General features: G+C 60.6%; 24 protein-coding genes. All 24 read right to left on the bottom strand.

The window, feature by feature from the left end; genetic code table 11:
- Positions 1-16: 16 nt before the first annotated feature.
- The 24 genes from tssH to QMZ29_RS09705 all read right to left on the bottom strand — a co-directional run bounded on the left by tssH (position 17) and on the right by QMZ29_RS09705 (position 26,596).
- On the bottom strand, positions 17-2,671 hold the full coding sequence (tssH, locus tag QMZ29_RS09820; RefSeq protein WP_261427415.1) for a type VI secretion system ATPase TssH: 2,655 nt from the start codon (positions 2,669-2,671) through the stop codon (positions 17-19).
- Between the two features lie 56 nt (positions 2,672-2,727).
- Positions 2,728-3,798 carry a type VI secretion system baseplate subunit TssG gene (gene tssG / locus QMZ29_RS09815; protein ID WP_049206010.1) on the bottom strand — a complete coding sequence of 357 codons (1,071 nt, stop codon included), beginning with the start codon at positions 3,796-3,798 and terminating at the stop codon, positions 2,728-2,730.
- Entirely contained in the window at positions 3,795-5,681 is a 1,887-nt protein-coding gene (gene tssF, locus QMZ29_RS09810) for a type VI secretion system baseplate subunit TssF (protein ID WP_060433406.1), read from the bottom strand. The genes tssG and tssF overlap by 4 nt, the downstream gene beginning before the upstream one ends.
- A gap of 4 nt (positions 5,682-5,685) precedes the next feature.
- Positions 5,686-6,261, bottom strand: a complete 576-nt coding sequence (locus tag QMZ29_RS09805; protein ID WP_043138711.1) for a type VI secretion system baseplate subunit TssE — start codon at positions 6,259-6,261, stop codon at positions 5,686-5,688.
- Positions 6,262-6,263: 2 nt separating this feature from the next.
- Entirely contained in the window at positions 6,264-7,085 is an 822-nt protein-coding gene (locus QMZ29_RS09800; RefSeq protein WP_043138708.1) for a type VI secretion system accessory protein TagJ, read from the bottom strand.
- Between the two features lie 15 nt (positions 7,086-7,100).
- Entirely contained in the window at positions 7,101-8,087 is a 987-nt protein-coding gene (locus QMZ29_RS09795; protein WP_060433404.1) for a hypothetical protein, read from the bottom strand.
- A 28-nt stretch (positions 8,088-8,115) separates the two neighbouring features.
- On the bottom strand, positions 8,116-8,889 hold the full coding sequence (locus QMZ29_RS09790; protein WP_025303297.1) for a PP2C family protein-serine/threonine phosphatase: 774 nt from the start codon (positions 8,887-8,889) through the stop codon (positions 8,116-8,118).
- On the bottom strand, positions 8,889-10,628 hold the full coding sequence (tagH, locus tag QMZ29_RS09785; RefSeq protein WP_060433402.1) for a type VI secretion system-associated FHA domain protein TagH: 1,740 nt from the start codon (positions 10,626-10,628) through the stop codon (positions 8,889-8,891). The genes QMZ29_RS09790 and tagH overlap by 1 nt, the downstream gene beginning before the upstream one ends.
- A 531-nt stretch (positions 10,629-11,159) precedes the next feature.
- Positions 11,160-11,921 carry a DUF4225 domain-containing protein gene (locus QMZ29_RS09780; RefSeq protein ID WP_043138696.1) on the bottom strand — a complete coding sequence of 254 codons (762 nt, stop codon included), beginning with the start codon at positions 11,919-11,921 and terminating at the stop codon, positions 11,160-11,162.
- Between the two features lie 61 nt (positions 11,922-11,982).
- Positions 11,983-12,357 carry a T6SS amidase immunity protein Tai4 family protein gene (locus tag QMZ29_RS09775; protein ID WP_049206018.1) on the bottom strand — a complete coding sequence of 125 codons (375 nt, stop codon included), beginning with the start codon at positions 12,355-12,357 and terminating at the stop codon, positions 11,983-11,985.
- Positions 12,335-13,129 (bottom strand): lysozyme inhibitor LprI family protein, encoded by a 795-nt coding sequence (locus tag QMZ29_RS09770; protein WP_043138771.1) that lies wholly within the window; start codon positions 13,127-13,129, stop codon positions 12,335-12,337. Before QMZ29_RS09770 ends, QMZ29_RS09775 begins: the two co-directional genes overlap by 23 nt.
- A gap of 81 nt (positions 13,130-13,210) precedes the next feature.
- The gene (locus tag QMZ29_RS09765; RefSeq protein ID WP_004961372.1) at positions 13,211-13,693 is read right to left on the bottom strand and encodes an Hcp family type VI secretion system effector; all 483 of its coding nucleotides are present in this window, start codon (positions 13,691-13,693) and stop codon (positions 13,211-13,213) included.
- Positions 13,694-13,888: 195 nt separating this feature from the next.
- On the bottom strand, positions 13,889-14,329 hold the full coding sequence (locus QMZ29_RS09760; RefSeq protein WP_261427409.1) for a T6SS amidase immunity protein Tai4 family protein: 441 nt from the start codon (positions 14,327-14,329) through the stop codon (positions 13,889-13,891).
- On the bottom strand, positions 14,326-14,832 hold the full coding sequence (locus QMZ29_RS09755) for a type VI secretion system amidase effector protein Tae4 (RefSeq protein WP_261427407.1): 507 nt from the start codon (positions 14,830-14,832) through the stop codon (positions 14,326-14,328). Before QMZ29_RS09755 ends, QMZ29_RS09760 begins: the two co-directional genes overlap by 4 nt.
- 57 nt (positions 14,833-14,889) lie before the next feature.
- Complete coding sequence (gene tssC, locus QMZ29_RS09750; protein WP_016927259.1) at positions 14,890-16,395, bottom strand: type VI secretion system contractile sheath large subunit; 1,506 nt, start codon at positions 16,393-16,395, stop codon at positions 14,890-14,892.
- A 3-nt stretch (positions 16,396-16,398) separates the two neighbouring features.
- Positions 16,399-16,935 carry a type VI secretion system contractile sheath small subunit gene (tssB, locus tag QMZ29_RS09745; RefSeq protein WP_016927260.1) on the bottom strand — a complete coding sequence of 179 codons (537 nt, stop codon included), beginning with the start codon at positions 16,933-16,935 and terminating at the stop codon, positions 16,399-16,401.
- A 120-nt stretch (positions 16,936-17,055) separates the two neighbouring features.
- Positions 17,056-18,087 (bottom strand): type VI secretion system protein TssA, encoded by a 1,032-nt coding sequence (tssA, locus tag QMZ29_RS09740; RefSeq protein ID WP_261427405.1) that lies wholly within the window; start codon positions 18,085-18,087, stop codon positions 17,056-17,058.
- 23 nt (positions 18,088-18,110) lie between these two features.
- On the bottom strand, positions 18,111-18,830 hold the full coding sequence (gene tagF / locus QMZ29_RS09735; protein ID WP_025303290.1) for a type VI secretion system-associated protein TagF: 720 nt from the start codon (positions 18,828-18,830) through the stop codon (positions 18,111-18,113).
- A gap of 18 nt (positions 18,831-18,848) precedes the next feature.
- Complete coding sequence (gene tssM / locus QMZ29_RS09730) at positions 18,849-22,484, bottom strand: type VI secretion system membrane subunit TssM (RefSeq protein WP_025303289.1); 3,636 nt, start codon at positions 22,482-22,484, stop codon at positions 18,849-18,851.
- Positions 22,484-23,686 (bottom strand): DotU family type VI secretion system protein, encoded by a 1,203-nt coding sequence (locus QMZ29_RS09725; protein ID WP_049272050.1) that lies wholly within the window; start codon positions 23,684-23,686, stop codon positions 22,484-22,486. The genes tssM and QMZ29_RS09725 overlap by 1 nt, the downstream gene beginning before the upstream one ends.
- Positions 23,687-23,707: 21 nt before the next feature.
- Entirely contained in the window at positions 23,708-25,054 is a 1,347-nt protein-coding gene (tssK, locus tag QMZ29_RS09720) for a type VI secretion system baseplate subunit TssK (RefSeq protein ID WP_025303287.1), read from the bottom strand.
- 40 nt (positions 25,055-25,094) lie between these two features.
- Positions 25,095-25,625, bottom strand: a complete 531-nt coding sequence (gene tssJ, locus QMZ29_RS09715; RefSeq protein WP_049209066.1) for a type VI secretion system lipoprotein TssJ — start codon at positions 25,623-25,625, stop codon at positions 25,095-25,097.
- A gap of 29 nt (positions 25,626-25,654) precedes the next feature.
- On the bottom strand, positions 25,655-26,155 hold the full coding sequence (gene tagV / locus QMZ29_RS09710) for a type VI secretion system accessory protein TagV (protein WP_025303285.1): 501 nt from the start codon (positions 26,153-26,155) through the stop codon (positions 25,655-25,657).
- Between the two features lie 48 nt (positions 26,156-26,203).
- On the bottom strand, positions 26,204-26,596 hold the full coding sequence (locus tag QMZ29_RS09705; protein WP_004934933.1) for a DUF4150 domain-containing protein: 393 nt from the start codon (positions 26,594-26,596) through the stop codon (positions 26,204-26,206).
- Positions 26,597-26,609: the final 13 nt, after the last annotated feature.

The raw sequence follows: 26,609 nt of genomic DNA, 5'->3' as shown, positions 1-26,609 counted from the left end.
CTCGGCGGCCGCGGCGTTATGCCTGAAATTGACAAATGAATTCGTGGTTCTGCAGCGCGATATGCAGCTGGCGATAGCGCTGGTCGTTGGCGCTGCCGGTCAGCAGGGTGTGGCTGATCTGCGGCAGCAGGGTGTTGGTCAGGATGGCGTCGACCATGCGGCCGCCGGACTCCACCTCGGTGCAGCGGCTGACGATCTGCTCGATGACCGCGTCGTCGAAGGTGCAGACGATGTCGTGATTCTCCGCCAGGCGACGCTGGATGCGGCCCAGCTGCAGGCGCACGATGTTGCCCAGCGTGGCGTCGGTCAGCGGGTAATACGGCACCACCAGCAGGCGGCCGAGCAAGGCGGCCGGGAACACCGACAGCAGCGGTTGGCGCAGCGCGCCGCTCAGCGCTTCCGGCTCCGGCAGCAGCTCCGGATCGCTGCACAGCCCGGCGATCAGATCGGTGCCGACGTTGGAGGTCAGGATGATAATGGTGTTGCGGAAATCGATATGGCGGCCTTCGCCGTCCTCCATCCAGCCCTTGTCGAACACCTGGAAGAAGATCTCATGCACGTCCGGGTGCGCCTTCTCGATTTCGTCCAACAGCACCACGCTGTAAGGGCGGCGGCGCACCGCCTCGGTCAGCACGCCGCCTTCGCCGTAGCCGACATAGCCGGGGGGCGCGCCTTTGAGCGTCGAAACGGTGTGCGACTCCTGGAATTCGCTCATGTTGATGGTGATGACGTTCTGCTCGCCGCCGTACAGGGTTTCCGCCAGCGCCAGCGCGGTTTCGGTCTTGCCGACGCCGGACGGCCCGGCCAGCAGGAACACCCCGACCGGCTTGTTCGGATCGTCCAGCCGCGCCCGCGAAGTGCGCACCCGGCGGGCGATCAGATCCAGCGCATGGCGTTGGCCGATCACGCGCTGGTTCAGGGTGTCGGAGAGCTGCAGCACCGCCTCAATCTCGTTTTTCACCATGCGGCCCAGCGGGATGCCGGTCCAGTCGGCCACTACCGCCGCCACGATGTTGGCGTCGACGGCGGCGAAGATCAGCGGCGCTTCGCCCTGCAGCGCGCTCAGCTGCTGCTGAAGTTCGCCCAGCTGGGCGCGCAGCGCGTCGGCGTCAGGGGCCGCCTCTGTTTCTTCGCCGGTAGGCTCCGCTTCCTGCTGGTGCAACTGGGCGCGTAGCGTGATGATCTCTTGGATCAGCGCCAGCTCCTGCTGCCAGCGGTCGGTCAGCTGTTCCAGCGCCTGGCGCAGCGCGGTCAGCTGGGTTTCAATTTCCTGCGGGCGCAGGGGATCGCCAATGCCGACTTTGGCCTCGCGGCGGGCGATATCCAACTCTATCTGCAGCGCATCGATGCGGTGGCGGCAGTCTTCGACCTGGGCAGGCTCGGCGTGTTGGCTGACCGCCACGCGCGCGCAGGCGGTATCCAACAGCGCCACCGCTTTGTCCGGCAGCTGGCGGGCAGGAATATAGCGATGCGACAGCCGCACCGCGGCGTCCACCGCTTCATCCAGCAGCAGCACGCGGTGGTGTTGTTCCAGCGGACTGACGGTGCTGCGCAGCATCAGCAGCGCCTTGTCTTCGCTTGGCTCGTGCACCTGCACCACCTGGAAACGGCGGGTGAGCGCCGGGTCTTTCTCGATGTATTTCTTGTATTCCGACCAGGTGGTGGCGCCGACAGTGCGCAGTTGGCCACGCGCCAGCGCCGGTTTCAGCAGGTTGGCGGCGTCGCCGGTGCCCTGGGTGCCGCCGGCGCCGATCAGGGTGTGAATTTCGTCGATAAACAGGATGATCGGCGTCGGGCTGGACTGCACTTCGTCGATCACCGCCTGCAGCCGTTTTTCAAACTCGCCTTTGACGCCGGCGCCGGCCTGCAGCATGCCGATATCCAACAGGCACAGTTTCACGTCGCGCAGCTGCGGCGGTACGTCGCCGGCCACGATGCGCAGCGCCAGGCCTTCTACCACCGCGGTTTTGCCGACGCCCGCCTCGCCGGTCAGTAGCGGGTTGTTCTGGCGGCGGCGCATCAGGATATCGATGATTTGCCGGATTTCCTCATCGCGGCCGGCCACCGGGTCGATCTCGCCGTTGCGCGCTCTGGCGGTCAGATCCTGGGCATACTGCGCCAGCACGCTTTCACCGCTGCGCGGCGCGCCGGATACGTTCTCGGCGCCGCTTTCCGCCGGCGCATCCTGGGCGTTTTCCGCCGAGTGAGCGGTGATGGCGGCGAACTGCTCCATCAACAGATCGGCGTTGATGCGCTCGAACTGCGGGGAAATGGCCTTCAGCAGATGGCGCAGGCTGTAGGTTTTCAGGATGCCGAGCAGCAGGTGGCCGCCGCGGATGCGCGCCGCGCCGAATTTCAATGAGCCATAGACCCAGGCGCGTTCTACCGCGCTGTCGATGTGCTCGGACAGATCGGAAATGGCGCTGGCGCCGCGCGGCAGGCGATCGAGCGCCTCGACGATGTCGCGCGCCAATTGCGCCTCGTCCAGCGCGAAGTGGCGAACGATTTGCTGCAGATCGCCGTCCGGCGATTGCATCAGCTGATGCAGCCAGTGCGCCAGTTCGACGTAGGGGTTACCGCGCAGCTTGCAAAACGCCGTCGCACTTTCCAGAGAGGTGAATAACAGGCTATCCAGTTTGCCAAATAATACCGAGCGGCTGATTTCAGACATGGTTTTCCTCAGGTCTCAGAGTGGCCTGGCGCCGCAGGGCGCCGGCCGAAATAGGGTCAGAACGGGTTTTCCAGCGGTTCAGGGCTGAAGATCAGATCGTCGAGATCGCGCTGTCGCCGATGGTCGGCCAGCCAACTGCTCAGGCCCAACCGCTGCGCGCCGCCGAGCTGGATGCCGTGCGCCTGTTCCTTCGCCAGGATCAGGCGCACTTCCCAGACGAACTCGATGCCCAGGTATTGGCGCACCCAGTCGCGCAGTTGCCGGCACAGATCGGCGCCGGGCAGAAAGCGGTCATAGTCCCGCTGCGGCATCGGCCCCAGCTCGATGCGGAACTTGTGCTGGATATCCCGCACCGCGATGCCGAGAAAAGCCGACTCGCCGAGCCGTGGCGCGCCGCGTCCGGCCTTGAGCCGCGCCTGCTCGCGCGGTTCTACCCGCAGCCAGTGCGGCACGTTCTCGACGATGCGCACCGGCACCTTGAAATACTGCTGCAAAATCTTGCTCAGGCCTTCCGGATCGCGGCTGTGGCGAATCAGATGACCGGCCATAAAATGTTTAGCGTGGGCGTTGATGCTGTCGCGTTCCTGCTGCGCCGGCTGGCCGAGGCCGATCAGGCTCGACAGGTACTCGTCGAAGCGCCGGTTGTCCGGGCGATCCAGCGATACCGTCGGTTGCGCGTCGGCCCAGGCGCGGTAAAACAGCAGCGTCAGCCGGTGATGGAACAGATTGGTGAACGCCAGCAGGGTGGTGTCCTGATGGTGATACACCCGTTCGCGCACGTATTCGGTCAGGTGCAGCGGCAGCGGCCCGTTGGGGCCGAACAGACCGAAGCTGAAGATCGAAACGTCGTGCAGCGGGCTGTTGGCGCGCGGCGTCACCTGCGCCAGCGTGGAGGGTGCGAACGACAGCGAAGGTTCCTGCCCCAGGCGCAGCATCTCGTGGCGCGGCAGCGGCGCGCGTCCCAGCAGGTAGGGCTGGCCGCCCTGGGCGTCGATGCGGCGCAGCAGCTGAAACAGATCGTGCTTGTAAGGCGCGCTGCGCAGCCGCGGCCAAAAGTCGTCCGGCAGGCGATACAGCGCGTTGATCTGCGGCGGCGCCAGTTCGGTGGCGATCATCTCCGCGTTCATATCAGCGTCCTTTTGCCCATGCGCGCCTGCCAGTGGGCGATTTCGCCGCGTTGCTGGCTGGAGAGCGTCATCTCGGTGAAGGTGTTCATCGCCACCAGGCGCGAGAACAGGCGCTCCAGCACGCTGCCGAGCAGGTAAGGGCTGTTGCCCGAGAACGCCTGCTCATCGACCGTCAGATCGATGGCGATGCCGCGCGCGAACACGATGGGGCCGGGTTCAGGCACTCGCCGATAGACCGGCCGCAGGTTACAGTGGCGCACGCCCTGGATCTGTTTGGCGATCGCCGGCTCGCTCAGGTTGCCATACAGCCCCAGCAACTGGCGCAGGCTGGCGGCGCCCTGTTCCGGATCGCCGTCCATCATGCTGAGGTAATTCAGCTGCAGCTGACTGATCAACCGCCAGGTGATCATCCCTTCGGCCAGCGCCGGGCGTGGCGGGGTGGGGCCTTTGCGCAGCGAGACCTGCTTGATCGGGATTGAATCGGGCATCACGAAGTTGCCCTGATCCTGCTGCAGCAACATCAACGGCAGGTCGCGGCTGGTGCACAACACGTCGGCGGTGAGGTATTTCAGATCGCTGTGCCACGGCGATTGCCGTTCGTCCACCAGCGATACGAACACTTCCGAACCGGCATAGCCGGTGCGGGTGCCATAGCGGCGGGCGTGTTCCGACAGGGTGCGCTGTTCGCGCCGCAGCGAGAAGTAGGCGCCATAGTTGCCGTCGTCCGCGCTCAGGGTGCTGTAAAACGGCCGAAACTCTTGCTCGTAGCGTTTTTCGCTGGCGCTGCCGCCGAGCCGCTGCACCGAGAACACTTCGTAATCCAGCGGCCGGATATTGTCGACCACCAGATGGTATTCGTGGTTTTTTTCGTTGATCGCGATGCGTTCGGCGATCTTCGGAAACAGGTTGATCACCGGCGTACAGTGCAGCGCCAAATGGGCAACGTCGACCACCCGTTCCAGCGCGGCGTCGTGCCGATCCAGCAGCACCACGATCTCGAACTGGCGCAGCGCTTTTTTCCCTTCGCGCACGCTCTGCAGCAGCGGACGCAGGCCGTTGACGCTGAAAAACTGGAAGCGCGCCGGGAAGGCGAAATACTCCTGCAGCAGCCGGTAGCCTTCAAAGTTGCGCAGGTCGTTGGGCAGCAGCGCCTGCTCGGCGGCGAAGCCCTCCTGCCGCAGCCCGTCCAGCGCCAGCGCCCGCCGCTGCGGTTGCGCCTCCACCGTTTGGCAGACAAGCCCGACGCTGTGCTGCATCAGCAACTCCAGCAGCTGCTGCGCCTGCATGTCCGGCCCGGCCAGGTAAAACATCAATTGGTCCAACTGCAGGTTGTTGAGCGTTACGCTTTCGTAGCACTCGAGCCGAATGCGCAGCGCGCTGACGCTGCCGCTGTGCTGCAGCCCCAGCGAGGCCAGCGGGATATCGGCCGGAATGCCACCCAGCTCGACGCCGGCGATGCGCACCGGCTGCAGCGTGACGTCATGGGCGGTGGTGTAGCTGCAGGTGATGCCGCTTTTCTTCAGCGTCTGGCTGTCCATCATGGTGCCGCGCGGCACCACGAAACCGTTGCTGATGTCGCCTTTGCTGCTGTCCGGCTGCAGCTCGGCGATCGCCATCGACGGCGTCGGCGACAGGTAATTGGGGTAGATGATCTCCAGCAAGCGCTGAGAAAAGCGCGGGAACTCGGCGTCCATTTTCAGCTGCACGCGCGAGGTGAGGAAGGCGAAGCCTTCCATCAGGCGCTCGATATAAGGGTCCGCCACGTCGATGCCGCGCATGCCGAGACGGCCCGCGACCTTCGGGTACTGTTCGGCGAACTCGGCGCCCATCTCACGCAGATAGGCCAGCTCGCGGTTGTAATAATCTAACAGTTTACTGTCCATCGCCTTACCCTATGTCTTTCAGATCGAAGTGGCCGTTTTCCAGATCCACGTCGGTACGGAACAGAAACTCCAGCGGATAGGGCACGCACCACAGGCGGCCCTTGATTTCGATCGACAGCACGTTGTGCAGCTCCAGCGAGCCGGTGTCCGAAATGCAGCGCACCTGCAGTCCTTCGGGCAGAATGCGCGGTTCGAAATGGAGGATGGAATCGGTCAGCGCGCGCTGAATGTCGAGCCATTCGATGTCCGACATGCGCTTGCCCGCCAGCGAGGCGATGCCGTAATTCAGCGTGGAGCGCCGCACCTGCGGAAAATCGCCGAGATCCAGATTGGATTCGCTGTTGACGCAGTTGAACAGCCACTGCAAATCGCGCAGCACCCGACGGCGCAGCTCGCTGTGCGACACCAGGTTGCGCACCTGCGCCTCCTGTTTTTTCTGCGGTTCGTCGTCGGTCAGCATGTCGAGCAGCACCGGCTGCATTTTGTCGCGCGACGTCAGGCGCTCGCTGTCCTGACGATTGCGATAGCCCTGGCGGCGCAGATCGCCGCCGTCGTAGTGGGGTGGGCGTTTATCGTTCATGTTCAGGCGCTCGCGTCGAAGCTCAGCTGCCGCAGGCTGTGCAGCGGGAATTCGTCGCTTTCGCTGAGCCAGGTCTTCAGGCCTAGCCCCGCATAGTGGGTGCCGTCGCCCAGCGGTTGCCATTCGGTGCGTTTGCCCAGCAGCAGCGCGTCGTCGCTGCCTTCGGCCAGCGGGTAACGGGCGGGCAGTTGGCATACCTGTTCGCGGCCGTCGGTCAGACGCACCAGTGCATGGCTCCACACCAGATCGATGGCGCTCTGCGGCGCCTGGAACTGGATCGCGGCGATATCGGCGAACGGCAGCCAGTAGTAAACGCCGTTCAGCGCCAGCTCGCATACCGGCCCGAGGCGGCCGTCACCGTCGGTCAGCCAGTCGAAACTCAGCTGCCGCTCTTGGTTCCCTTCAGCCAGCGTTAACTGCCCGGCGCCGGCCGGTGCGGCCTCCAGCGCTTCGTCGCGCAGCGTCTGGGCCTGTTCGGCCGCCCCTTGCGCATCCTGATGCAGCGCCTGCACCAGCAGTTGCAGCCAGGGCTGATCCTGCCGCAGCAGCGCCGGCGCGGCCGCGCCGGCAAACACCGCCTGGCGTTGCAGCTCGGCGTTGACCGACTGCATCAGCAGCAGCGTGGTCGGTTGAGCGATCGGTTTCAGCGCCTGCCAGGATTTCAGCTGCGCGTTGGCGCGCGTCCAGTTGCCGCTCAGGCACAGCAGTTGCACCAGCGCAGCGCGCAGGTCGGCATCCGCCGGTTTCGCCTTGATATCGTTTTCGACGGCGGTGATGGCCGCGGCGATCGACTGGCCTTGCAGCATGCTTGCTAATGATTTCACAGGCTTTCCTTATAATCAGTGAGTGGCGCCGTTAACCGACAGGTAGCTGCCGCTGGCGGGATCGACGCGGTCTGCGGCCAGCTTTTCCACCAGCTTGAAGGTCAGCGGGGCGGGGGCGCTTAGCAGCGGCTGCCAGGCGGTTTGCGCCTGCTGTACGCGCTGTTTGACCTTGTTCTCGTCGGCGGCATCGACGCGCGGCATTTCAACGATCGCTTCACCGTTGAACGCCCAGGCGTGCAGCTTCGGTTCGAAGCTCAGCAGCAGGAAGCTGCCCGGCGCCTGCGGGTTGCCGCCCAAAACCAGCCGTTGGGCGTTGGCGCTGACGACGGTCAGCGCGCGATCGCCGCCGTTCACCTTCGCCAGCGGGTAACCTTGCAGGAACCACAGCGTCGGCGAGAGGGTTTGGCCGCCCTGTTGCAGCGTGACCGCGCCGCTGCCCTGCAGCCAGCCGTCCTCGCCGCAGCGCAGCGCCTCACCAGCGGGAATGAATAGCGCGCCGCCGTTGGCTTCGTCACCCCAGAAGGTGCGGAAGTGGCAGCCCTGCGGCAGGCTGAAACGCTGAGGCGGCGCGGTGTCCGCCTGCGGAGAGGTGACGGCCACCGCCGCAGGAATGGTCGGCGGCGGCGGGGTTTGCGCCTGCTCGACGGCCTCCTGTTTGACCACCGGTTTCCAGCCGCGCACTTTGGCGGCTTCGCCGCTGGCCAGCTTCTCACCGCGCTTGTCGGTCAGCGTCCAGGGCAGGTGGCCGGCTTTCGGGCACTGCTTTTCCAACAGATTGCCGACGCGCGGCAGGAAGTCGTTCAGCACCGCCGGATCCTGGCTTTGCGCCGAGACGATGCGCAGCGGGATGCTCTTGCCGCACCAGCTTGCCGGATTGCTGTTTTTGACGTCATCGATAAACACTTCCAGCTTCTGGCTGGGGGAGTAAACCAGGCGATAGTTCATCGCCTGCGCGGTCGGCACCGCCATCAGGGCGACGAGCCCCGGCATCCAATATTTCATAGTGAACCTTGCTGTGAATGTGCGCTGCTCAGTCGCGGCTCAGAAACCGCTCCGCATCCGCCAGCGAATGCAGCAGGGTGGTTTCCTGCGGTGAGCCAATCCAGACGGCGATAGCGCTGTAGTTATCGCTGTTATTGTTTTTCTTCCATGCCTGCTGCATCAGGGCGATCCACTCGCTGGGGGAGTTGACCATATGCAGCGACTGTTCCAGTTCGGCCTGGCTGAAGCTGTGCCAGAAGCCGTCGGTGCACAGCAGGAAAACGTCGCCGTCTTCCAGCTGCAGCACGTCGCTGTAGGTGGCGTCGCGCTCTTCGTTGAGCCCCAGCGCGAAATACAGCAGGTTGCTGTTGATGCCGTTGGTCTGGTAGCCGGCGTCCTGCATCTGTTGGATCAGGCTGTGGTCGGTGGTGACGGTATGCAGGTAGCCGCGGCGGAACAGGTACAGGCGGCTGTCGCCGGCGTGCGCCCAGTAGGCCAGCTGGTAATCGCGATCGATAAACAGACTGACCAGCGTGGTGCCCATCTTGCTGTATTCGTCCGACTGCCGCTGCTGCTGGTGGATGGCGGCGTTGGCGCTGGTGATGTGCTGACGAATGCTCTGGGCGTTCAGGTGCTTTTCGCCGTCGAAGTTTTGCAAAATGGTGTCGCGTGCCAGTTTGGCGGCGATATCGCCGCCCGGAAAACCGGCGATGCCGTCGCACACCACGAAGCAGGCGGCGCGGTTGCCGAGCACCTCGCCGGTCTGATCCTGGTTGGAGGCGCGGCCGCCCTGGTTGGAGGTAGAGGCTATGGTGATATTCATTACGCGTCCGGTTTGGTCTGTGAGTCTTTGTATTGATTCACTTCAACGTCATAGGCGTGCAGGAAGGCTTCGCCGAACAGGGTGTGGAAATCGTCCTCGATCTCGCCGGAGGTTTGCTGATAGTTCTTCACGAAGTAGTCCCACAGCGCAGCTTTGCGGTTGGCGGGCAGCGACAGACGCGGCGCCACGCCTTCCTTGCGCGCTTCTTCTTCGAGACGCTCCGGGTTAAACGACTGCAGCATGGCGGCGATGATGGCGCGAATACCGGCGATCATCCCCAGCTGGTGCGCCTGCAGGTCGATCAGCGCGTCACGCACCGCCTGTTCCGGCGGCATAAAGCCCGGCATCTGGCTACCGAACATCTGCATCAGCACCGTTTTTCCCGAAGGCAGCAGCTTGAACGGGTTGTTGGCTTCGTCGAGGATCATGGTCATCTCGGCCTTCACGCCGCGCTTGAGGATCGAGCGGGATGAGAGCAGGGCGACGGTGCCTTGCGAGAACAGGCTCAGCAGGCGACCGGCCTGGCGGATCTGTTGTTCGTCAAAGTGCGGCTGCGGTTGCAGATCGTCGAGACCGATGCCTTGCAGCAGCGCCGCCAGCAACGGCCCTTCCAATGCGTCGCCACTTGGCGCGGCGGCGTGCTGCCGCTGAGCGGATTGGTAGGCGACCGGATCGATGCCTAGGCGGTTGCCCTGGCGCGGGCGCGGCGGCTGTGCAGGCGGTTCCTGCTGGCTGAACTGCGGCGCAGGTTGGGGCTGTGGATCAGGCGTCTGCACGGGCGGCGGCGTCGGCTGTGGGCGCGGCGCTACCGGCTGTGCGGCGACCGGAGCCGGTGCTGGCGGCGGGGACGGCGGCTGTACCGCTTCCTCCGGCTGAGCCAGCGGCACGGCGCCGCCCATCAGCAGCCCCAGCGGATCGTTGCTGTTTAACGTCTCTGGCGAAGCGGGCGCGGATGAACCGCCGAACAGCGCCAGCGGATCCAGCTCTTGCTCCGGTTGCTGCGCATTCTGGACGGGGGGAGCCGGGCGCGTCGGCGCAGCCTGCTCCGCCAGCAGCGCGCTGGGGGTGGTGTCGGCCAGGATATGCTCACGCTCAAAGGTGGTGTCGGTGTTGAACAGCGCCGCCGGATCGGTTTGTTGCTGCTGCAGCTGGCGCAGATCGACCTCGCCCGCCAGCTGCGCCAGCGGATCGGCCGGGTTCAGCTCGCGAGCGGGGGTCTCCAGCAGCGGATGATTGTCCGGATTGGTGATCGGCGGCGGTATGACGGCGGCCGGCGCGTTCGGCGTAAATTCTTCCACCAGGCTGTCCCAGATTTCGTTGGGGATCGGCGCGGCGGATTTTTCTTTGGCGGCGGCTGCAGGGGCCGCAGCCGCGGCAACGGCAACGGCCTTGGCCACCGGCTGAGCCTGCGGCGCGGCGTGCTGTTGCAGCGCGCTGACTTCAATCTGGTAATCGTCGATGCCGAGCACGTCGCCGTCCTGCAGTTCAACCTGGCGGCCACGTTCCAGCGGAATGTCGTTCAGCAGCACGCGGGTAACGTTGCCGCGATTGGTGATGCGGCATTCGCCGTCAGCGGAAATGTGCACGATCGCCTGCAGGCGGGAAATGGCGCGCTCTTCGTCCGGCAGCACCAGGTTGTTGTCCACGCTGCGGCCGATGGTGCCGCCCGGCGGCAGAAAATCGCAACTGCTCTGCGGCGGAACCTGGCCGCTTTTATTTTTTACAATGGAAAATCGCATAAGGCATTCCTGCTGATAAGATCTTATGGCTAGACAGTGGAACTCAATAACGGGATGAGTTCGACTTTATTTCTTTCCTAAGAGAGAACTTTGAACGTGAGTGACTAAATTTTTTTTGGTTAACGCATTATATGGTCGAAAACTTCAATGTAATAACGTGAGGCTGTATGTGTCAGGTGATGCCTTTGCTATTGCTAGCATTATTCTTACCCTTTTTCTTGTAATAGAGATTAGTCGGTAGTTGAGATAAGTAAATTAGGGCGAATATAATACTGGCGTACCATACCTCGTCATAATCTTGGAATTTTATATTGAGCATTGAATCCAGTATCTCAGAACCATAGTTAAATATTAAACCTTGGGTGATGCTTGTAAATAGATTTACTATGGTAACTATCACAAAAAGAGAATAAGATTTTTTATTGTTAACTTTCTTTTTTAGGTGATACAGCCCGACAAAAACTACAACTGACAGGAAAAAGTATAAAAACACAAATGAGTAAGAGTAGGTGGAAAGCGTGACGTCATCGCTCACTGTTTTGTTTCCTCATCGATTAATTTGTAAATTCCATAGCCGGTTATGGCATTGGAAAAAACCTCTGTGCCTAATGGAACCGTGCCAAGCTTTTTCCATCCAATAATATAATCGCTATTTATGTGTTTAAACAACCGCCAAGAGTCTGGTCTTAATGACTTGCTAAATATACCGTACCCAGATAGTGAGATGTCAACGGAACTATAAACGATGTCAGCTTCATTTTTATTATAGCCTAGATAGTTAGCCGCGTAGTGGTATGCCTCTCTTATACTGCCAACCTTATCTTTTCTGAAAAGTAAATAATAGCCACTTTCGTAAAAATTATTTGCTCCTTGAGCCATTAACGGTACGCCAACGCCCCCGCAGGCCATGCCTGCAGAAAGTGCACAGGTTCCGATTCCGGCAAATATCTGAGAGCCGCCACTGACAAAACCAACTTGTTTCATCACCAGGTTTGAAAATCTTTCTCTTTTTTCTTTTTTTATTGCGACAAAGAGCTTGGCTTTACCTGTATTAATGTTGAATTCTTGTCGTCTGAGGTTGTTGATTTCTTCTTCGATTATACTGATTGCCCCAGCGTAGGATGTGCAGTGTATACTGATATCCCTTTTTGCAAACTGAATAAGTTGGTCTATTTCCAGTGAGAAATTAGCTCTTGATTCGTTGGTGTATAGATACTGTCGTGAAAACGTTCTTGATAGTTTTTTGAGTTCATCGATAGATCTATCCAGATCTACTTTTGTTTTGTATTGCATAAGGATTCCTTTCCTATTCTTTATACCAATATTTACTCTGTGAAGGGATGCGGATTTACTCTCAGTTGTCGTCTTTCCCTTGGTATTTCTTGATGATGGCTTGCAGCGCTTGGCTGTGTACAAGATCGATGCACTTGGCCATCGTCATCGGCTCCCCTGACATACTGTCATAGGGCTTTGCCAGAAATTCTTTTGCCAGCGCCCTGACGGCGGTATGCGCTTCCAGAGAATAATCGCCGAATTCCGTGTAACCCCGAGCGGCGGCGGCGGCATCGTTTTTGACTTCTTTTGCTGAGTACCCCTCGGCGATGCAAACGCTAAGCGCGTAGTTTTTGAGGTACTCGGCAGAGGAGTACTTTCCGTTGGCGGAAGCTTCAGTATTCAATACCGCCAACGTGAGTAGGAATACAGTTTTAATCGTATGATGTGAGTTCATCGATTCGTTTTTGCATCGTATCGGCCAGGCAGTCTTTGTCATCTCGGCATTTATCCCTTTGCAGTAACCAAGATTTTTGCGTGCTGTTTAAAGAGGCTGCCAGCTTTTTATCTCCTGCATCGGTCGCCTGCTTTTTTGCCAACAGCCAAGCTTGGGAAACGCTTTTGTCATAGGCGGATAAATTGAAATCTGAGCAGATAGTTTTTTCAACAATACTTTTAGATTTAGCGCAGTCGAAAGACGCTGCAGGTTTAGGAGCTTTCGGTAACCGTTCTAATTGCAGTAGCGAGCCATCGTACCAATTAACCAGCATTTTTTGTGGATTGAGAGCAGCAAAACTGGAGCCTACACCATTATCGGATGGGCCGAATGATCCGGAGTGACACGCGATCTTGAAAAGAGAGACTTCTGCTTGGCCGTTTTCTTTCAATGAATAGTTTTTAGCCGAGATGCTTTTATCTCCGCCCATCGACTTGCCGATGAATTGATTTAGCGTGCTTCTCTCAATACTTAAGGTTGGCGCTGTGCAGACGTCTTTTTCCGGCAGATTGTTTTCTATTGATTTAGTGGAAATAGTGATTACCCTTCCTAGTAATCGAGGGTCGTTGAGTTGATAGTTAAGTGTGCGGGTAGTCTCATTGTCTATGTTGACCTGAGTTACTTGCCATAAGCCATCAATAGTTGATGATGTTGGGGCATTAACGTTTTTTTCTGCTGCATATGCACTGAACGATAATAAGACGCCGCTGATTAGAAGTTTATTTTTTTTCAATAGAGTGATGCCCTTCTTTCTGCAGAGAACTGTCCTTTGCTTGCTAATAAACCTCCCCATAACGGGGAGGTTGTATAACAATTAAGCTTCGCGGTTTTCCTTGATGTTCCAACCTGCGCTGCTTTCGGCGCCTTTGCCGCCTTTGTCGCTCTGCTCCCAGTATTGCTGTTTCACTTTCGCCGCCTGGAAGGAGTAGGTGACGCCCACGGTGTCTTCGCCGCCTGCGCCGGTGTACTGCACGGCGGTGACCAGCACGTCGTCCAGGGTGATTTTAACGTACTCAACCTGAGTACCGCCCGCCTTGCAGACAGACAACTCAACCTTGGTCAGGTGCTTACCGCTGGAGCAGTGCTTCAGCAGCGCCGGGGTTGACTTGTCGACCAGCGCGTTAACGTGCAGATCGTTGAAGCACACTTTACCGGCGCCACCGCCGCCGCCAACGCCCATATTGCCCGGTTGAGAAGCGCCCCAGGAGAAAGAAGTGATGTCGGTCCAGCCTTTGTGATTCGAATCTTTAGATTCGCCGCTGGCACCTTCAACTTTCAGGAACATATCAATAGCCATAGTTTCTTCACTCTTTATTAAGGGTTAACAGTAGTATTAACGTTACGTTGAAAAACTCAGGTAATAGCAGCAGGAATTGCAAGTGTGGTAATGCATTACCAATTTATATCCTTGTGCCATGCACCTTCTTAAATACCGAAAACTATCGGTACGGGTTACCGAGCCACTATTAAGTGCTAATGGCTCAATGCTTAATTATTTCGCGTTATCTTGATTCCACGTGCGATCTGGGTTGCCTGCTATGAGCTGTCGAGAAAGCTTGTCCAATTCAGGGCTATGGTACAACCGCAGGCAGTTTAGGGTGACACCTTGACTCTTGTCTTTAGTTTCGCTGTGAAACTCATTGATTCTGGATTTATATTTGTCGATGAGAACATTGATTTTCTCATCACCTGATTCGATATCGAATGGCATCCATTCTCTCATCGCATTCGCCGTTCTGGCTGCATCAAGAGAGAATGCTTTATCCGAATCGGAGACCTGTGCCAGGCAGCGTGACAATGCCAGTTCTTTTACGACTTGGTGATAAGGCATCTGTTTGATAAATGCCACCGGATCTTGAATGTCCTTGGCGAGTGATGACTGCGAGAGGCCCAACAAGGTAGTTGCCAATCCGATTGTAGTTAACTTGTTCATGGCAACTCCCAAAAATTGGCTCGCGGAGTAGAGTAATTGGTTCCGGGCTCATTGAAATAGCAATGATCTGAACAACTGGCTCCGTTCCAGAAAGTGGCGTGCCCGCCCGCATTTCCCCAACCTGATACTTCAAAAAGTATTAATCCTTTTTTGTTGGCCAGTTGCGTAACAGGTAATTGAGGGTAATTAACAATCATGTCAGGTTTTCCCCACGTTTTAGTCAGGTAGGGAATCAAATCTCGCACGCGGAAAAAGTACCATTTTTTATCTGCGCCTGAGACGGTTAACTGACCTATTCTGGGAACCGGATGGCCTGTGTAATTGAGCACGTAACTCATCCTTACGGCACAGCTGTTTTCCCAGCCGCCTGATTCGGCGGGTATCTCAAAGTTTCGTTTTACGGCACCGCCAATCGTATTTTTAACTTTTTCCAGAGGATCGTTTGGGTCGTAAATATTTTTAGCCGCAGTCCAGGCAGCCAGAAAACGGGGTCTTGTTCCCATGATTTACCTCCATGTTTTATTTATCAGGCCGCACTACCGCGGCCTGACTTCAGCCCATCAGGACGCGTCGTTTTGCTTCAGCGAAGGCAGCTTCGACACCAGGCGCAGGGAGACGGTCAGGCCTTCCAGCTGGTAGTGCGGGCGCAGGAAGAACTTGGCGCTGTAATAGCCCGGGTTGTCTTCGATCTCTTCCACCTGCACTTCCGCCGCGGCCAGCGGTTTGCGCGACTTGGTTTCCTGCGAGGAGTTGGCCGGATCGCCGTCCACGTAGTTCATGATCCAGTCGTTCAGCCAGCGTTCCATGTCGTCGCGCTCGCGGAAGGAGCCAATTTTGTCGCGCACGATGCACTTCAGATAGTGCGCGAAGCGACAGCAGGCGAACAGGTACGGCAGGCGCGCGGAAAGCTGGGCGTTGGCGGAGGCGTCGGCATCGTAGTATTCCGCCGGCTTCTGCAGCGACTGCGCGCCGATAAAGGCGGCAAAGTCGGAGTTTTTGCGGTGCACCAGCGGCATAAAGCCGTTTTTGGCCAGCTCGGCTTCGCGGCGATCGCTGATGGCGATCTCGGTCGGGCACTTCATGTCCACGCCGCCGTCGTCGCTCGGGAAGGTGTGGCACGGCAGGTTCTCCACCGCGCCGCCGGATTCCACCCCGCGAATGGCGGTGCACCAGCCGAACTCTTTGAACGAACGGTTGATGTTGGCGGCCATGGCGTAGGCGGCGTTGGTCCAGGTGTAATTGCCGTGGGTCGCGCCGTCGGTGTCTTCTTCGAAGTCAAACTCGTCTACCGGGTTGGTGCGGATGCCATACGGCAGGCGCGCCAGGAAGCGCGGCATCACCAGCCCCAGGTAGCGCGCGTCTTCCGATTCGCGCAGGCTGCGCCAGGCGGCGTACTCGGTGTTCTGGAAAATCTTGGTCAGATCGCGCGGGTTGGAGAGCTCCTGCCAGGACTCCATCTGCATCACGCTCGGCGCGGTGCCGGCGATGAACGGGCAGTGCGAGGCGGCGCCGATCTTGGCCATTTCGCCCAGCAGCTCCACGTCCTGCGGGCTGTGATCGAAGTAGTAGTCGCCCACCAGGCAGCCGAACGGTTCGCCGCCGAACTGGCCATACTCTTCTTCGTAGACTTTCTTGAAGATCGGGCTCTGGTCCCAACCCACGCCTTTATAGCGCTTCAGCGTGCGGCCCAGCTCCTGCTTGGAAATGCTCATGAAGCGGATCTTCAGCATCTCGTCGGTTTCGGAGTTGTTGACCAGATAATGCAGGCCGTGCCAGGCGCCTTCCAGCTTCTGGAAGTCGTCGTGGTGAATGATCTGGTTGATCTGCTGCGACAGCTTTTCGTCGATTTCCGCGATCAGCGCCTGGATGGTGCGATAGGCGTCGGAAGAAACGGTGACGGTGTTTTCCAGCGCCTGCTGCGCCAGGGTTTTCACCGCGTTCTCGACCGCTTCTTTGGCCTGATCGGTCTTCGGCCGGAACTCTTTGTTCAGCAGCGCGCTGAACTCATCGCTGGAAAAAGTCTCGGTGGTTTGCAACGCATTCTGTTGCTGAGGCGAGTTGCTCATCGATTAATCCTCACGCTCGTTGTTGTCGTCGTTAACCGCCGGCTTCGGCGCGTCGGTCAGGGATTGCAGCAGCGCCGGGTTTTGCAGGATCTTGGAGATTAGCTCTTCGGCGCCGTTCTTGCCGTCCATGTAGGACAGCAGGTTGGAAAGCTGGGTGCGGGCGTCCAGCAGATTGTCCAGCGCGTCGACCTTGCGGGCGATAGCGGCGGGGGAGAAGTCTTCCATGCTTTCGAAGGTCAGATCGATGTTCAGCTTGCCTTCGCCGGTCAGGGTGTTGTCGACCTGGTAAGCGACGCGCGGCTTCAGCGATTTCATACGCTCGTCGAAGTTGTCGACGTCGATTTCCATGAATTTGCGCTCTTCCACGCTGGCTTGCGGGTCGACCGCTTTCCCCACCAGATCCGCCATCACGCCCATCACGAACGGCAGCTGGATTTTGCGCTCTGCGCCATAAATTTCGACATCGTATTCAATCTGTACGCGCGGCGCGCGGTTGCGGGCGATGAATTTCTGCCCGCTGCGGGATTTCGAGTTTGACATGATTTACTCCATCTAATGGCGATTGGGAACGCGCCTCGTCCGGCTGGGAGAGTCAGGTTCTGATTCGGGTCTGCGCAGGGCAGACGGTATCGGATGCGTCAAGAGAACAAAGGTCGGCGGCTAGCTGTTCTCCTCGTTGTCGGGGCGACCGAGAATGGTCTCCAGTTGGTTAAGCCCATCGGGCGCCAAATCGCGGACGATTTGCATAAAGTCCAGCGTAATCAGTCGCTGGACTCGATCGATCATCAGTGGCGCCGGGTGGCTCGGTTCATGAAGACGAAAATAGTTTTTCACCTTGTCCAGCATCAACTGGGCGTCGTCGCGCGACTGGATCTGCGCGCTGCGCCAGTTGAGTGGAGCGGTGGCGCTCTGTACGGCGGCCGGTTGCTGCATGGCAGCCGCTTCAGGCGTCGCGTCTGGTTCGTCGGCGGCCGGGGCATCGCTCTGGCCGGCGAGCGCCACCAGAGAAAACACCTTGGTCAGCGCGCTCATTTCCGGCAGCGCGCTTTCCCCCAGATGGCGGGTCACTTCGCTGCGAATGGCGCTCAGGGTGTTGGCGATGCGCTTCACCAGGGCGCCTTCGGGGCGATCCTGCTGCGCCAGTTCATCCTGCAGCCGCGCGCGGCCGCCGGGAAAGTTGGGGCACTCCTGTTTGCTGCCGTCGAGCAGGGCACCGGCATCGCGCAGCGAGATTTCTCCGGCGGCGCTTTTCAGCAGCGGCGCGGCGCGTACGCTGGCGGCCAGCGCCGCTTTGTCGCCAAGGTCGGCCAGCGCGTTGATGCGAAACAGCGGATCGGCTTCTCCATCGAACTCCAGCGGCGGCTGCAGGGTGTTCCAGTAACGGGTCATCGACTGGTGGACCAGCGTCAGCCCGTCGGCGTAGCCCGGCAACCCGCGCAGCTGGGTCCAGGCGCGGGTGAGATACAGCATGACGCGCAGGTCTTTGGTGCGCGTTAGCAGCGAGGTCGCGAGGCGCTCGACCTGCACCCAATCCGGCGCTTCTTCCGGAATGATGGTGCTGCCGAACTGTTGTTCGGCCTTGCCGGTGGCGGCTTGTTCCATCGCCAGAAAGTCGGCGTCGTATTCCAGGTTGTCGCCGCAGGGATTGTCCGCGTCAACCGGGGCCAGCAGGGTATCGGTATCGATAGCCATAGAATTTCCTTCAACGAACGATGTTAATCAAACATTTGCGGGTACTGGCCGCCGCGGCCGGGGCGCGCCCAGCCGTTGGGTTCGAACAGCAGTGAAAACAGCTGCACGGTGAGGTTGCCGCTGTGCACGTGGGTGTAGAGCGGATGTCCGTCGGCCTGATTGGTCCACCAGAAGCTGGTGTACTGCGCCGGATCGAAGCAGTCGGCGGCCTGTTGCCAGCCGAGGCCCGGTACGTCCGGATGCTGGAAACCGATAATCGACAATATCTCGGAATCCGCTTCCGCCGGTGGGCTGGGCAGCGCCGGGATCGCCTGCAACGTGCGGTCGATCTGCTCGGCGGAGAAACCGTTGCGCACGCCGTTCAGCAGGGTATGGCCGAGCTGTTGATACCAGCTCGCCGCCATGTTCAGCTGTTGCGGGCGCCATTCTTGCAGGCTGAACAGGCGCAGTGCGCAGATGGGGTAGCGCCGCCCGACGCGATCGCGCGCCGGCAACAGGCAACCCATCTGCACGTACGGGCTGCCGAGCGTGGCGGGGATCACGAAGTTCCACACCGGTGCGTTGCTGAACGGGTGGCCGTTCGGCCCCTGTGCATCGCGCTGTAAATTCACCAGCCCGTTATGGAACCAGTGGGCCCAGTTGTTGACCACCGGGTCAGGCAAACGGCGTTGCAGGAAGTCACCGGCGGAAGGAAGTTTGCCGTACCAGCCGATGCTCGTCGGGGCGCTTGAATCAGTGCTCATGGTCATGTCCTTTCGGGGCTACGGGCACGAGAAGGCCGGCAGTTGGAACGGATTGCGGATGCTGTTGGGCGTGAACTCCAGCGTGACGCGGTGGCCGTCGAGATTGAACGTCGCCTGGCGGCCGAGGCCGCCGGTGCCCGACGATTGCGCCATGTCGACCAGGCGATTCAGCGCCCATGGTCCGCTGGTCACCAGGCTGGCGGTGGTGCCGTTGGCCAGCGCCAGCTGCAGATGCACCTGGTTGGTATTGCGGGTGCCCGGCCAACTGACCACCAGCGGTACCTGTGGGCCGTGGCTGTATTTGAACAGCTGCCCGTCGATATCCAGCGTCAGGTTGAGGATGTCGTTATCCATCCGCACCGGCCGCACGGTCACGCGGTAGGAGGGCGTCGCCGTGCCGTTGGCGAAAAAGGCGTCGCGGATGCGCTGCGCCTGCTGGAACGACCGCAGGATGCCTTCGCCGCCGGGCAGCGTCTTGCCGTCCACGCCGGGCGTGAAACGCCAGTTGGCGCGGGTGGTATCGACCTTGCCCTGCAGATTGTCGCGGAAGAAGCTGTCCATCAGCCCGCTGTTCGGCGCGAACATGCGCGCCAGATCGTCCGGCGTCACTTCCTGCCGCGCCCGGGCCACCAGCGGATAACGGCCGGCGATCGCCTGGCGGCAGAAGCTACCGACCTCGAAGCTGATGCGCTTTTTCACGTTCTCCATCTCTTTGCGCTGGGTATCGCTGCTGGCGCCGATCGCCAGCGACAGCAGCATCTGTTTGAACGGCACCGGCAAGCGGCCGGATTCGGCCTGCAGACGCGGGATAATGTCGCTCGGCGGCGCCGACATGCCGCTGTTGGCCGCGCCCTGCACCGCCGTCAGGTAACTGTACAGTTCATCGACCTGTTTCAGCACGCTGTCGAAAGGGATCGCCTTATTGCCTTCGCCCTGGCTTTGCGCCAGCTCCAGCAGCGGCGCGAAGTGCGCCATCACCAGCTGTTCCGGCTGGGCCGACACGTCACCGTCGGCGTTGGCCGGCCGGTTGGTGAACAGCGCTTCCAGCGTGCGGTTGGCATTTTGGTTCAGCTTATCTTCGGTTTTTGCCAGCAGCGAGCGCGAATCGGCGTCGTTTTTTTCGTCGCGCAGGGTGACGTTTTTGCTGACGTTGACCAGCAGATTGCGCATTGGCGACGGGTTGCCGGACAGCAGGCGCGCGCTGCTGATGCGCTGGGTCAGGTTGCCGATGTTGGCCAGTTGGATATCCCCCAGCAGCTCATCCCAGGCGCTGATGAAATCTTGCATGTACAGCTGGCGGATGGTCTTGGTCAGATCGGCGCTTTTCTGCTCCGGCGTCTGGCTGTTCAACACCCAGACGTCTTCCTTGCGCAAGGTGTCGGTCACCGGGTCGATGTTGTCGTTGAACGCTTTCCAGTACCCTTGTGAGGTGAACAGGCCCGGTACGCCGTCGGTGACCGGTTTGCCGCTTTTGCGGCTGAACGCCAGTTCGGTCTGCGGGCCGGCCAAATCGACCAGGCTGACCGGCTTGATGTCGGTCTGTTTCAGCAGCAGGCGCTTGAGGCGGCCATAGACGCGCTGCGACAGCGGCGCCCGATTGAGTGCGGCCTGCGCCTGCGCCACCAGCTGTTCGTCTTTGGCGTAAGGCGAGGCCTGGATCTGCGCATCCAGCAGTTGGCTGAGGTGCCATTCGATCTGCTGCAGCTGTTTCTGCGTGCTGCCCTGCGGCAGGTTGCGTTGCAGGTTGAGCATCACCCAGGCGCGCAGGAATTTACCGTCGTACTGCTTTGGCAGATACAGCATCTGATAGGCCTTCAGCGCTTCGTAGCTGAAGTCCGCGTCGCCGTGGTTGTCGTTGCGCAGCGTGGTGGCGATCTGTTGCGCCACCTGCGGCAGCAGCAGCTCTTTCAGCGCTTTTTGGTACAACGCATTGCCGGCGTCGCCCACCTGATCGCCGCGGAACAGCCCCATGCGGTAGGTGAACGGCGGATCGTCCAGCGAAAAGTTCTGGCTGTCCGGCAGATGCAGCAGGCTGTTGAGGAACGGCAGCAGCGAGAACATGTCGCCGTTGCCCAACTGGGTCAGGCTTTGCCCCTGTCGCTCGACGCCGGGCACCTTGGCGGCCACTTCCGCCAGATAGGCCTTGTTGTTGCCGTAGCTGGTGAACCACAACATCGCCAGCACCGCCAGGATCACCGCCAGCGCGATGTACCCTGCCCAGTGCAGGGCGCGGTTGCGGTATTCCCACCAGCGGTTGCTGCCCGCCAGCCCGGACTCCTGGAAGACCACCGATTCCAGCGTCTCTTTCAGGAAGAAGCTCTGGCCTTTGGCTGCCGGGATCGGCGTTTCCTGCCCCACGCTGTCCCAGGCCGCGTTGGCCTGCACCCCTGAGTTGGCCGTCGGCAGCTGCAGGTAGCGGTTCAGTTCGCCCATCACCCGGTCAAACGGCAGACCTTCCTGCGTGCCGCTGGTGAAATAGATGCCGCGCGGGGTAAAGCGGGTTTCAAAACTGGAGGTGGCGAACACCTGTTCCAGATATTGGCCGAGCAGCGGGCGCAGCGCGGCGAACTCCTGCGGGAACAGGTAGCTTTCGGCGCGTTGGCGCGCGTCGTGCTCCATCAGCAGCGTATCCGGCAGCGCCGCATCCAGCCGTTGTTGCAGCAGGGCGTATTGTTGTTCGAAGGCGGCGTTCAGGTTGAAGTCCGGCTGCCGTGAGCGCTCGTAAGGGAAGGTGAATCCCCAGATCTGGTCGCGCTGCGCTTTATCGAAGCTGCCGAAGTAGGCCATAAAGCCGTTGAGCAGGTCGGTTTTGGTCACCAGCACATAGACCGGGAAGTGAATGCCCAACTGTTCGTGCAGTTCAATCAGGCGTTTGCGCAGTGCGCTGGCCTGGGCGGCGCGTGCTTCGGCGCTGTCGCTCAGCAGATCGGCGACGCTGATGGTCACCATCACGCCGTTGATCGGCTGGCGGGTGCGGTATTTTTTCAGCAGCGCGACGAAGCTTTGCCATTCACCGGCGTCTTCTTCGCGCTGGCTTTCCTGGGTGGTGTAGCGGCCGGCGGTGTCGAGCAGCACGGCGTCGTTGGTAAACCACCAGTCGCAGTTGCGGGTGCCGCCCACGCCGCGCAGCGCGGCTTTGCCGAAGCGATCCGCCAGCGGGAAGTGCAGGCCGGAGTTGACCAGCGCGGTGGTTTTGCCGGCGCCGGGTGCGCCGATGATCACATACCACGGCAACTGGTACAGATATTGACGGCTGAAGCGGGTCATCCAGCGATGTTTACCGTCGCCCTGGCCCGGTGCGAAGCGCGCCTTTTTCAGCAGTTGCGCCGCTTCGTCGAAACGCTGCGCCAACTGATCGTCTTGTTTGACCTCGGGCTTGCCGTCTTCCGCCGGCACCGCTTCGGCGGCGCGCAGATTGCTCAGCAGGCGGCTGTTGAACCAGGCACTGTAGAGGCGCGGGATCAGGCGGCACAGGAACCAGATCAGGTAAATCACGCCGATGGCGATCTGGCGGTTGAGTTCCGGCTCCAGCGGGCGATAGTCGCCGATGGCCACCAGCGGGCCGATCGTCCAGATGATGAACGCCAGCGCGGTGATGCCGACAAAGCCCCACAGCAGGCGGCTGGTGATGATGGAGAATAACGTACTGAGCATTACTTTCCGGTTCCTTGCGGCAAGCCGTTGATTTCCGCCTGGGTATTTTCAGGGGCGACCAACAGCGTAATTTCTACCCGGCGGTTCAACGCGCGGTTCACTTTGTTATCGTTCGGCGCGACGGGGTTGCTCTCGCCGCGGCCCTCGGCCTTGACCCGCTGCGGGTTGGCGAGGTGTTTTTGCAAGCGGGCGCTGACCGCTTCGGCGCGCGCCAGCGACAGCTCCCAGTTGGAGGCGAAACGGGCGCTGCGGATCGGCACGTTGTCGCTGTAACCGGTGACCAGGATCTTGCCGCTGACGCCGTTCATGGCGGCGGCGATGCGGTCGATGACCGGAATATAGTTGGCGCGTACCGTGGTGGCGGCAGAGTCGAATAGCCCGTCGCCTTTGAGGATCACCACGCTTTGCTGCGCTTCGTCGCGCACCACCACCAACCCCTCGGCGATCTCTTTGCGCAGGAAACTTTTCAGGCTCAGCGTCGGCGGCGCAGCCGGCGCCGGGTTACCGATCGCCACCTGCGGCAGATTGGTTTGGTAAATCGCCGCCAGCACCGGGCTGGTGTTGTCGCCCAGTCGCCAGTTGAGGGCGATGAACAGCAGCGAAGCCAGGAAGCCGGTCAGCGCCACGCAGGCCCACAGCGGCACCAGCGGCCGCCACAGCTTCTGCTGTACCGGCAGATCCAGCGCATGAGGCGACAGCGGCGGGGCATAGCCGCCACGAACCGACCGGATCAGTTGCAGCAGGCGCTGCTTCATGGTTTCCAGCTGTGAGCGGCCGTTTTCCATCACCCGGTAGCGGCCTTCAAAGCCCAACAGCAGGCAATAATTGATCAGCTCCAGCAGGTTGATGTGCTCGCGCGGGCTTTGCGACAGCTTGGCCAGCAGTTGGAAAAACTTCTCGCCGCCCCAGGTTTCGTTATGGAAAGTCACCAGCAGCCCGCTGCCGGACCACACGCTGTTGCTGCCCCACGGGGTCAGCGCCGCCGCTTCATCCAGCGCGGTGCACAGACAATAACGCGCGCCGATGATCACCTCGTAAGGCAGGTTGGCGCGTTGGCCGCGGATCTCGAAGCGGCGCATTTCGTCAATCAGCTGTTGGCGCAGCTGCGCCGGGTTGGCGTGCGTGGCCGATTGGCGGATCTGCGAAATGGCGTTCAGCAGCGGGTTGGCGGCGTCTACCAGCGGGTTGGCCGCCGGCGCCATGCTATTTTCCTGAGTCATAGGTTACCGGTCCGTATGGCTGCGAATCGCCCAAAATTCCATGTCCAGCCCCGGGAATTCGCCGGCCAGGTGCAGGGCGAAGGCGCTGGATTTTTCCATCTGCTTCCACAGGTCGCCGCCTTTTTCCAGCTCGAAGTAGGTGTAGCCGGCGTGATAGGGGATCTGGCGCGGCGCAGCGGGCATGGTGCGCAGACCGATGCCCGGCAGCTGCAGCTGCACCAGATCGCGGATGCGCGTGACCGGGGCGATCTTCATCTGCGCCGGGAAATGGGTCAGCAACACCTCGGCGGCCACGTCGGCGCGCACTGCCAGCACGAAGCCAAAATCGCGCATCATTTTGGCGTCCTGCACGGTGGCGACGTTCAGCCCGTGGGAGCGTTCGACCAGCGTCAGCTGAATGGCGTTGTCTTCCAGCACCACCGACAGCCCCTGACGCAGCAGCAGCATCAGCTTGCCGAAGCACAGCGCCAGGTTGTCGTGGTCATACACCGGCAGGCGGCCTTCCGGGGTGCGCTGCGCCGAGAAGCTGGCGAGCTCGGTGGCGAACTGCAGCCAATCGGCGAACAGGCGCTCCGGGTGCAGATGATCGAGGTGGTAGGCGTGGCTCACCTGGCCGAGATGGCGGTTGATCAGCTGCAGCAGCATGAAATCGACCATTTCGGAACTGCCGCCGCGGCCCGGCTGCAGCAGGCGCTGGCTCATCTGCTGGCTGCGCTGTTGCAGCAGGCCCTGCAGATCGTTGATGAAGGTTTTCAGTACCGGGTTGCCCTGGCAGTTCAGCATCGGCGGGATCTGCGTGGTATCGAGACGCAGGCTGTTGTCGCCGCGCTTTTCCAGCACGCGGGTCACGCCGAGCGCCGTCCATTCGGCGTTGAGCTCACTCTCCAGCATCAGCCGCAGGCGCAGGCGACCGAACTGCAAGGCCGCGCTGCCCACCGAGACGGCGTTGAGATCGTCGACTTCGTTCTCATAAGCCAGATAGCGCGCCAACGCCTCCGGGCTTTCCTGAAAGATCACGTCTTCACGCCCCGCGCGGTAGGTCGGCAGAGCCAGCACCACGTTTTCACCGGTCTTGTTTTCAGCGATGGTCAGCGGCGCGGGCGCCTGCTGGGCGCCGGAGAAGCGAAACGGCGTGCCGTCCGGCATGATGCCGCTGGCGGCGTTGAGCGCAATCTTGCCCTGGCGCAGCAGCGTTTGGTCCAGATCCAGGGTGAGGAACCCCCAGAAACAGCCGCTGTGGGCCTGGCCCCAGTTGCGCATATAGCCTTCGAGATAGTTTTCCGCCTGCTGGAAATGGTGAGGGCGCAAAAACATCCCCTCAGTCCAGACAACCTTATGAGCATCTTTCATCATCACACCTATAGTTACTTCGCTTCAGCGCAGCGGTAGGTCAGTCGACCTTTTTTACGGGGCGCAGGCCACTCACGCCCGCGACGATATGCGCTTCCAGCTCATCCGGCGAGAATTGCCATACCTTGTAGAAATTGGTTTCGGTAGGTTCCGGCAGCGGCAGTGACATGCGCCAGGTCTTGCCGTCCAGATTTTGATATTCGGCGATCACGCCGATGTAACGTGCGTCCAACGCGCTTTGCCCACCGAGCTTCTTGCCGGTCTGGCCCGGCGTCAGGAAGAACTGATCGCTGTCCAGCAGGCTGTTGCCGAGCACGCTTTTGGCGTCGTTTTGCAGACTGAAGAAGTCGGCATCCATGAATTCCGCATCCGAACGCAGCAGCAGCACGCGAATTTTGATCGGCGCCGGTTGCGCGCCGGCGGCGGCGTTGACCTGGCGGTCAGCGTCAAACACCAGACTGTAACGCGACGGCACGCTTTTGGCGGAAGACATGCAGCCGCCGAGCGCCAGCGCGCCCAGCAGCAGAAACAGCATCCCGCACCAGCGGGAAGCGATAGGGGTCGTCATCATAGGAATCTCGTCGCCCGCAGGCGTGCTGACTACTGGAGGATCCAGGTGGCTGAGCCGGCGTTTTTACACGCCTTGCTGTCGCCGCCGACTTTGACGCAGTCCTGTTTGGCGGCGCGCGCGCGACGCGGCAGATCTTTGCGCAGCGTTGATTTGTAGCGCGCTTCCGGCACGCCAGCGTTGGCCTGGATATACCCCATCAGATCGCCCCCGCGGATGGCGGAGATTGCCAGCCAGTTGTTTTCCACTTCGCCCAGCGCGTAGAACGCGGCGGCGTTGTCCAGGCTGCCGACGGCGGTGCCGGTATAATTCGGGCTACTCATGATGCTGGCGGCATACAGACTGCGGTACTCCTCACCGATCGGCTTGAACTGTTTCGGCGCGCTTACCGCGGCGCGGTGCTGCAGGGTGACGCCGTTGACTTCACTGCTGATGAGGGCGTCGTTATTGAGCGCCGGCGGCGGTGGCGGCGGGGTGGAACAACCGGCAAGCGTCAGGGCGGTCAGTAGCGTCAGGGTAATCCGTGTTTTCACAATGTCCTCTTTTTCTTGATTGAATGGCTGTGTAATAAGGCGCCGTCATCAGGGCGCAAGCAGCAACACTTTTAATTGGCTCGGCACGATGCGCATGCCGAGCGCGTTGGTGGAATTCTGCAGGCTGAGGCTGGTCAGCCGGGTGGCCGGAGTGCCTTTGAGCAACACGGTAAAGGCGCCGGTCAGGTGGCGGGATGGCCCCATCACCGTCCCGGAAGCGACACCGGTGGCTACGCCGGGGTTGTCGCCGTTGGTCAGGGGCGTTACCGTCGCCATGTTGTGCGCCGGGGTACCGACGAACAGAATGTTGAACGCGTTCGGGATGGCGGTCGGCGCGAGGGCGATATCCGGGTAGGGCACGGGCACCGGCGCCGGGCTTGGCGTCAGACAGACGTCGGGAAACGCCAGGTCCACGCCGATCATTTGGCTGTTGGCAAACATAAAAGGCCTCCGC

This window comes from Serratia sp. PF-27, from assembly GCF_030053255.1.
Classification (GTDB): domain Bacteria; phylum Pseudomonadota; class Gammaproteobacteria; order Enterobacterales; family Enterobacteriaceae; genus Serratia; species Serratia bockelmannii.
Note: the sequence above shows the minus strand (reverse complement) of the source record. Positions and strands in the feature narration are given on the sequence as shown.

Bases quoted from the DNA above. Each gene is read 5' to 3' on its own strand.
- QMZ29_RS09725 (WP_049272050.1), bottom strand. From the start codon at position 23,686: ATGGCGCCGGCGGCCAACCCGCTGGTAGACGCCGCCAACCCGCTGCTG.
- QMZ29_RS09765 (WP_004961372.1), bottom strand. From the start codon at position 13,693: ATGGCTATTGATATGTTCCTGAAAGTTGAAGGTGCCAGCGGCGAATCT.
- tagF (WP_025303290.1), bottom strand. From the start codon at position 18,830: ATGAGCACTGATTCAAGCGCCCCGACGAGCATCGGCTGGTACGGCAAA.
- QMZ29_RS09775 (WP_049206018.1), bottom strand. From the start codon at position 12,357: ATGAACTCACATCATACGATTAAAACTGTATTCCTACTCACGTTGGCG.
- QMZ29_RS09795 (WP_060433404.1), bottom strand. From the start codon at position 8,087: ATGAAATATTGGATGCCGGGGCTCGTCGCCCTGATGGCGGTGCCGACC.
- tssM (WP_025303289.1), bottom strand. From the start codon at position 22,484: ATGCTCAGTACGTTATTCTCCATCATCACCAGCCGCCTGCTGTGGGGC.
- tssF (WP_060433406.1), bottom strand. From the start codon at position 5,681: ATGGACAGTAAACTGTTAGATTATTACAACCGCGAGCTGGCCTATCTG.
- tssK (WP_025303287.1), bottom strand. From the start codon at position 25,054: ATGAAAGATGCTCATAAGGTTGTCTGGACTGAGGGGATGTTTTTGCGC.
- tagH (WP_060433402.1), bottom strand. From the start codon at position 10,628: ATGCGATTTTCCATTGTAAAAAATAAAAGCGGCCAGGTTCCGCCGCAG.
- QMZ29_RS09705 (WP_004934933.1), bottom strand. From the start codon at position 26,596: ATGTTTGCCAACAGCCAAATGATCGGCGTGGACCTGGCGTTTCCCGAC.
- tssC (WP_016927259.1), bottom strand. From the start codon at position 16,395: ATGAGCAACTCGCCTCAGCAACAGAATGCGTTGCAAACCACCGAGACT.
- tssB (WP_016927260.1), bottom strand. From the start codon at position 16,935: ATGTCAAACTCGAAATCCCGCAGCGGGCAGAAATTCATCGCCCGCAAC.
- tssA (WP_261427405.1), bottom strand. From the start codon at position 18,087: ATGGCTATCGATACCGATACCCTGCTGGCCCCGGTTGACGCGGACAAT.
- QMZ29_RS09805 (WP_043138711.1), bottom strand. From the start codon at position 6,261: ATGAACGATAAACGCCCACCCCACTACGACGGCGGCGATCTGCGCCGC.
- tssJ (WP_049209066.1), bottom strand. From the start codon at position 25,625: ATGATGACGACCCCTATCGCTTCCCGCTGGTGCGGGATGCTGTTTCTG.
- tssG (WP_049206010.1), bottom strand. From the start codon at position 3,798: ATGAACGCGGAGATGATCGCCACCGAACTGGCGCCGCCGCAGATCAAC.
- tssH (WP_261427415.1), bottom strand. From the start codon at position 2,671: ATGTCTGAAATCAGCCGCTCGGTATTATTTGGCAAACTGGATAGCCTG.
- QMZ29_RS09790 (WP_025303297.1), bottom strand. From the start codon at position 8,889: ATGAATATCACCATAGCCTCTACCTCCAACCAGGGCGGCCGCGCCTCC.
- QMZ29_RS09760 (WP_261427409.1), bottom strand. From the start codon at position 14,329: ATGAACAAGTTAACTACAATCGGATTGGCAACTACCTTGTTGGGCCTC.
- QMZ29_RS09780 (WP_043138696.1), bottom strand. From the start codon at position 11,921: ATGCAATACAAAACAAAAGTAGATCTGGATAGATCTATCGATGAACTC.
- QMZ29_RS09755 (WP_261427407.1), bottom strand. From the start codon at position 14,832: ATGGGAACAAGACCCCGTTTTCTGGCTGCCTGGACTGCGGCTAAAAAT.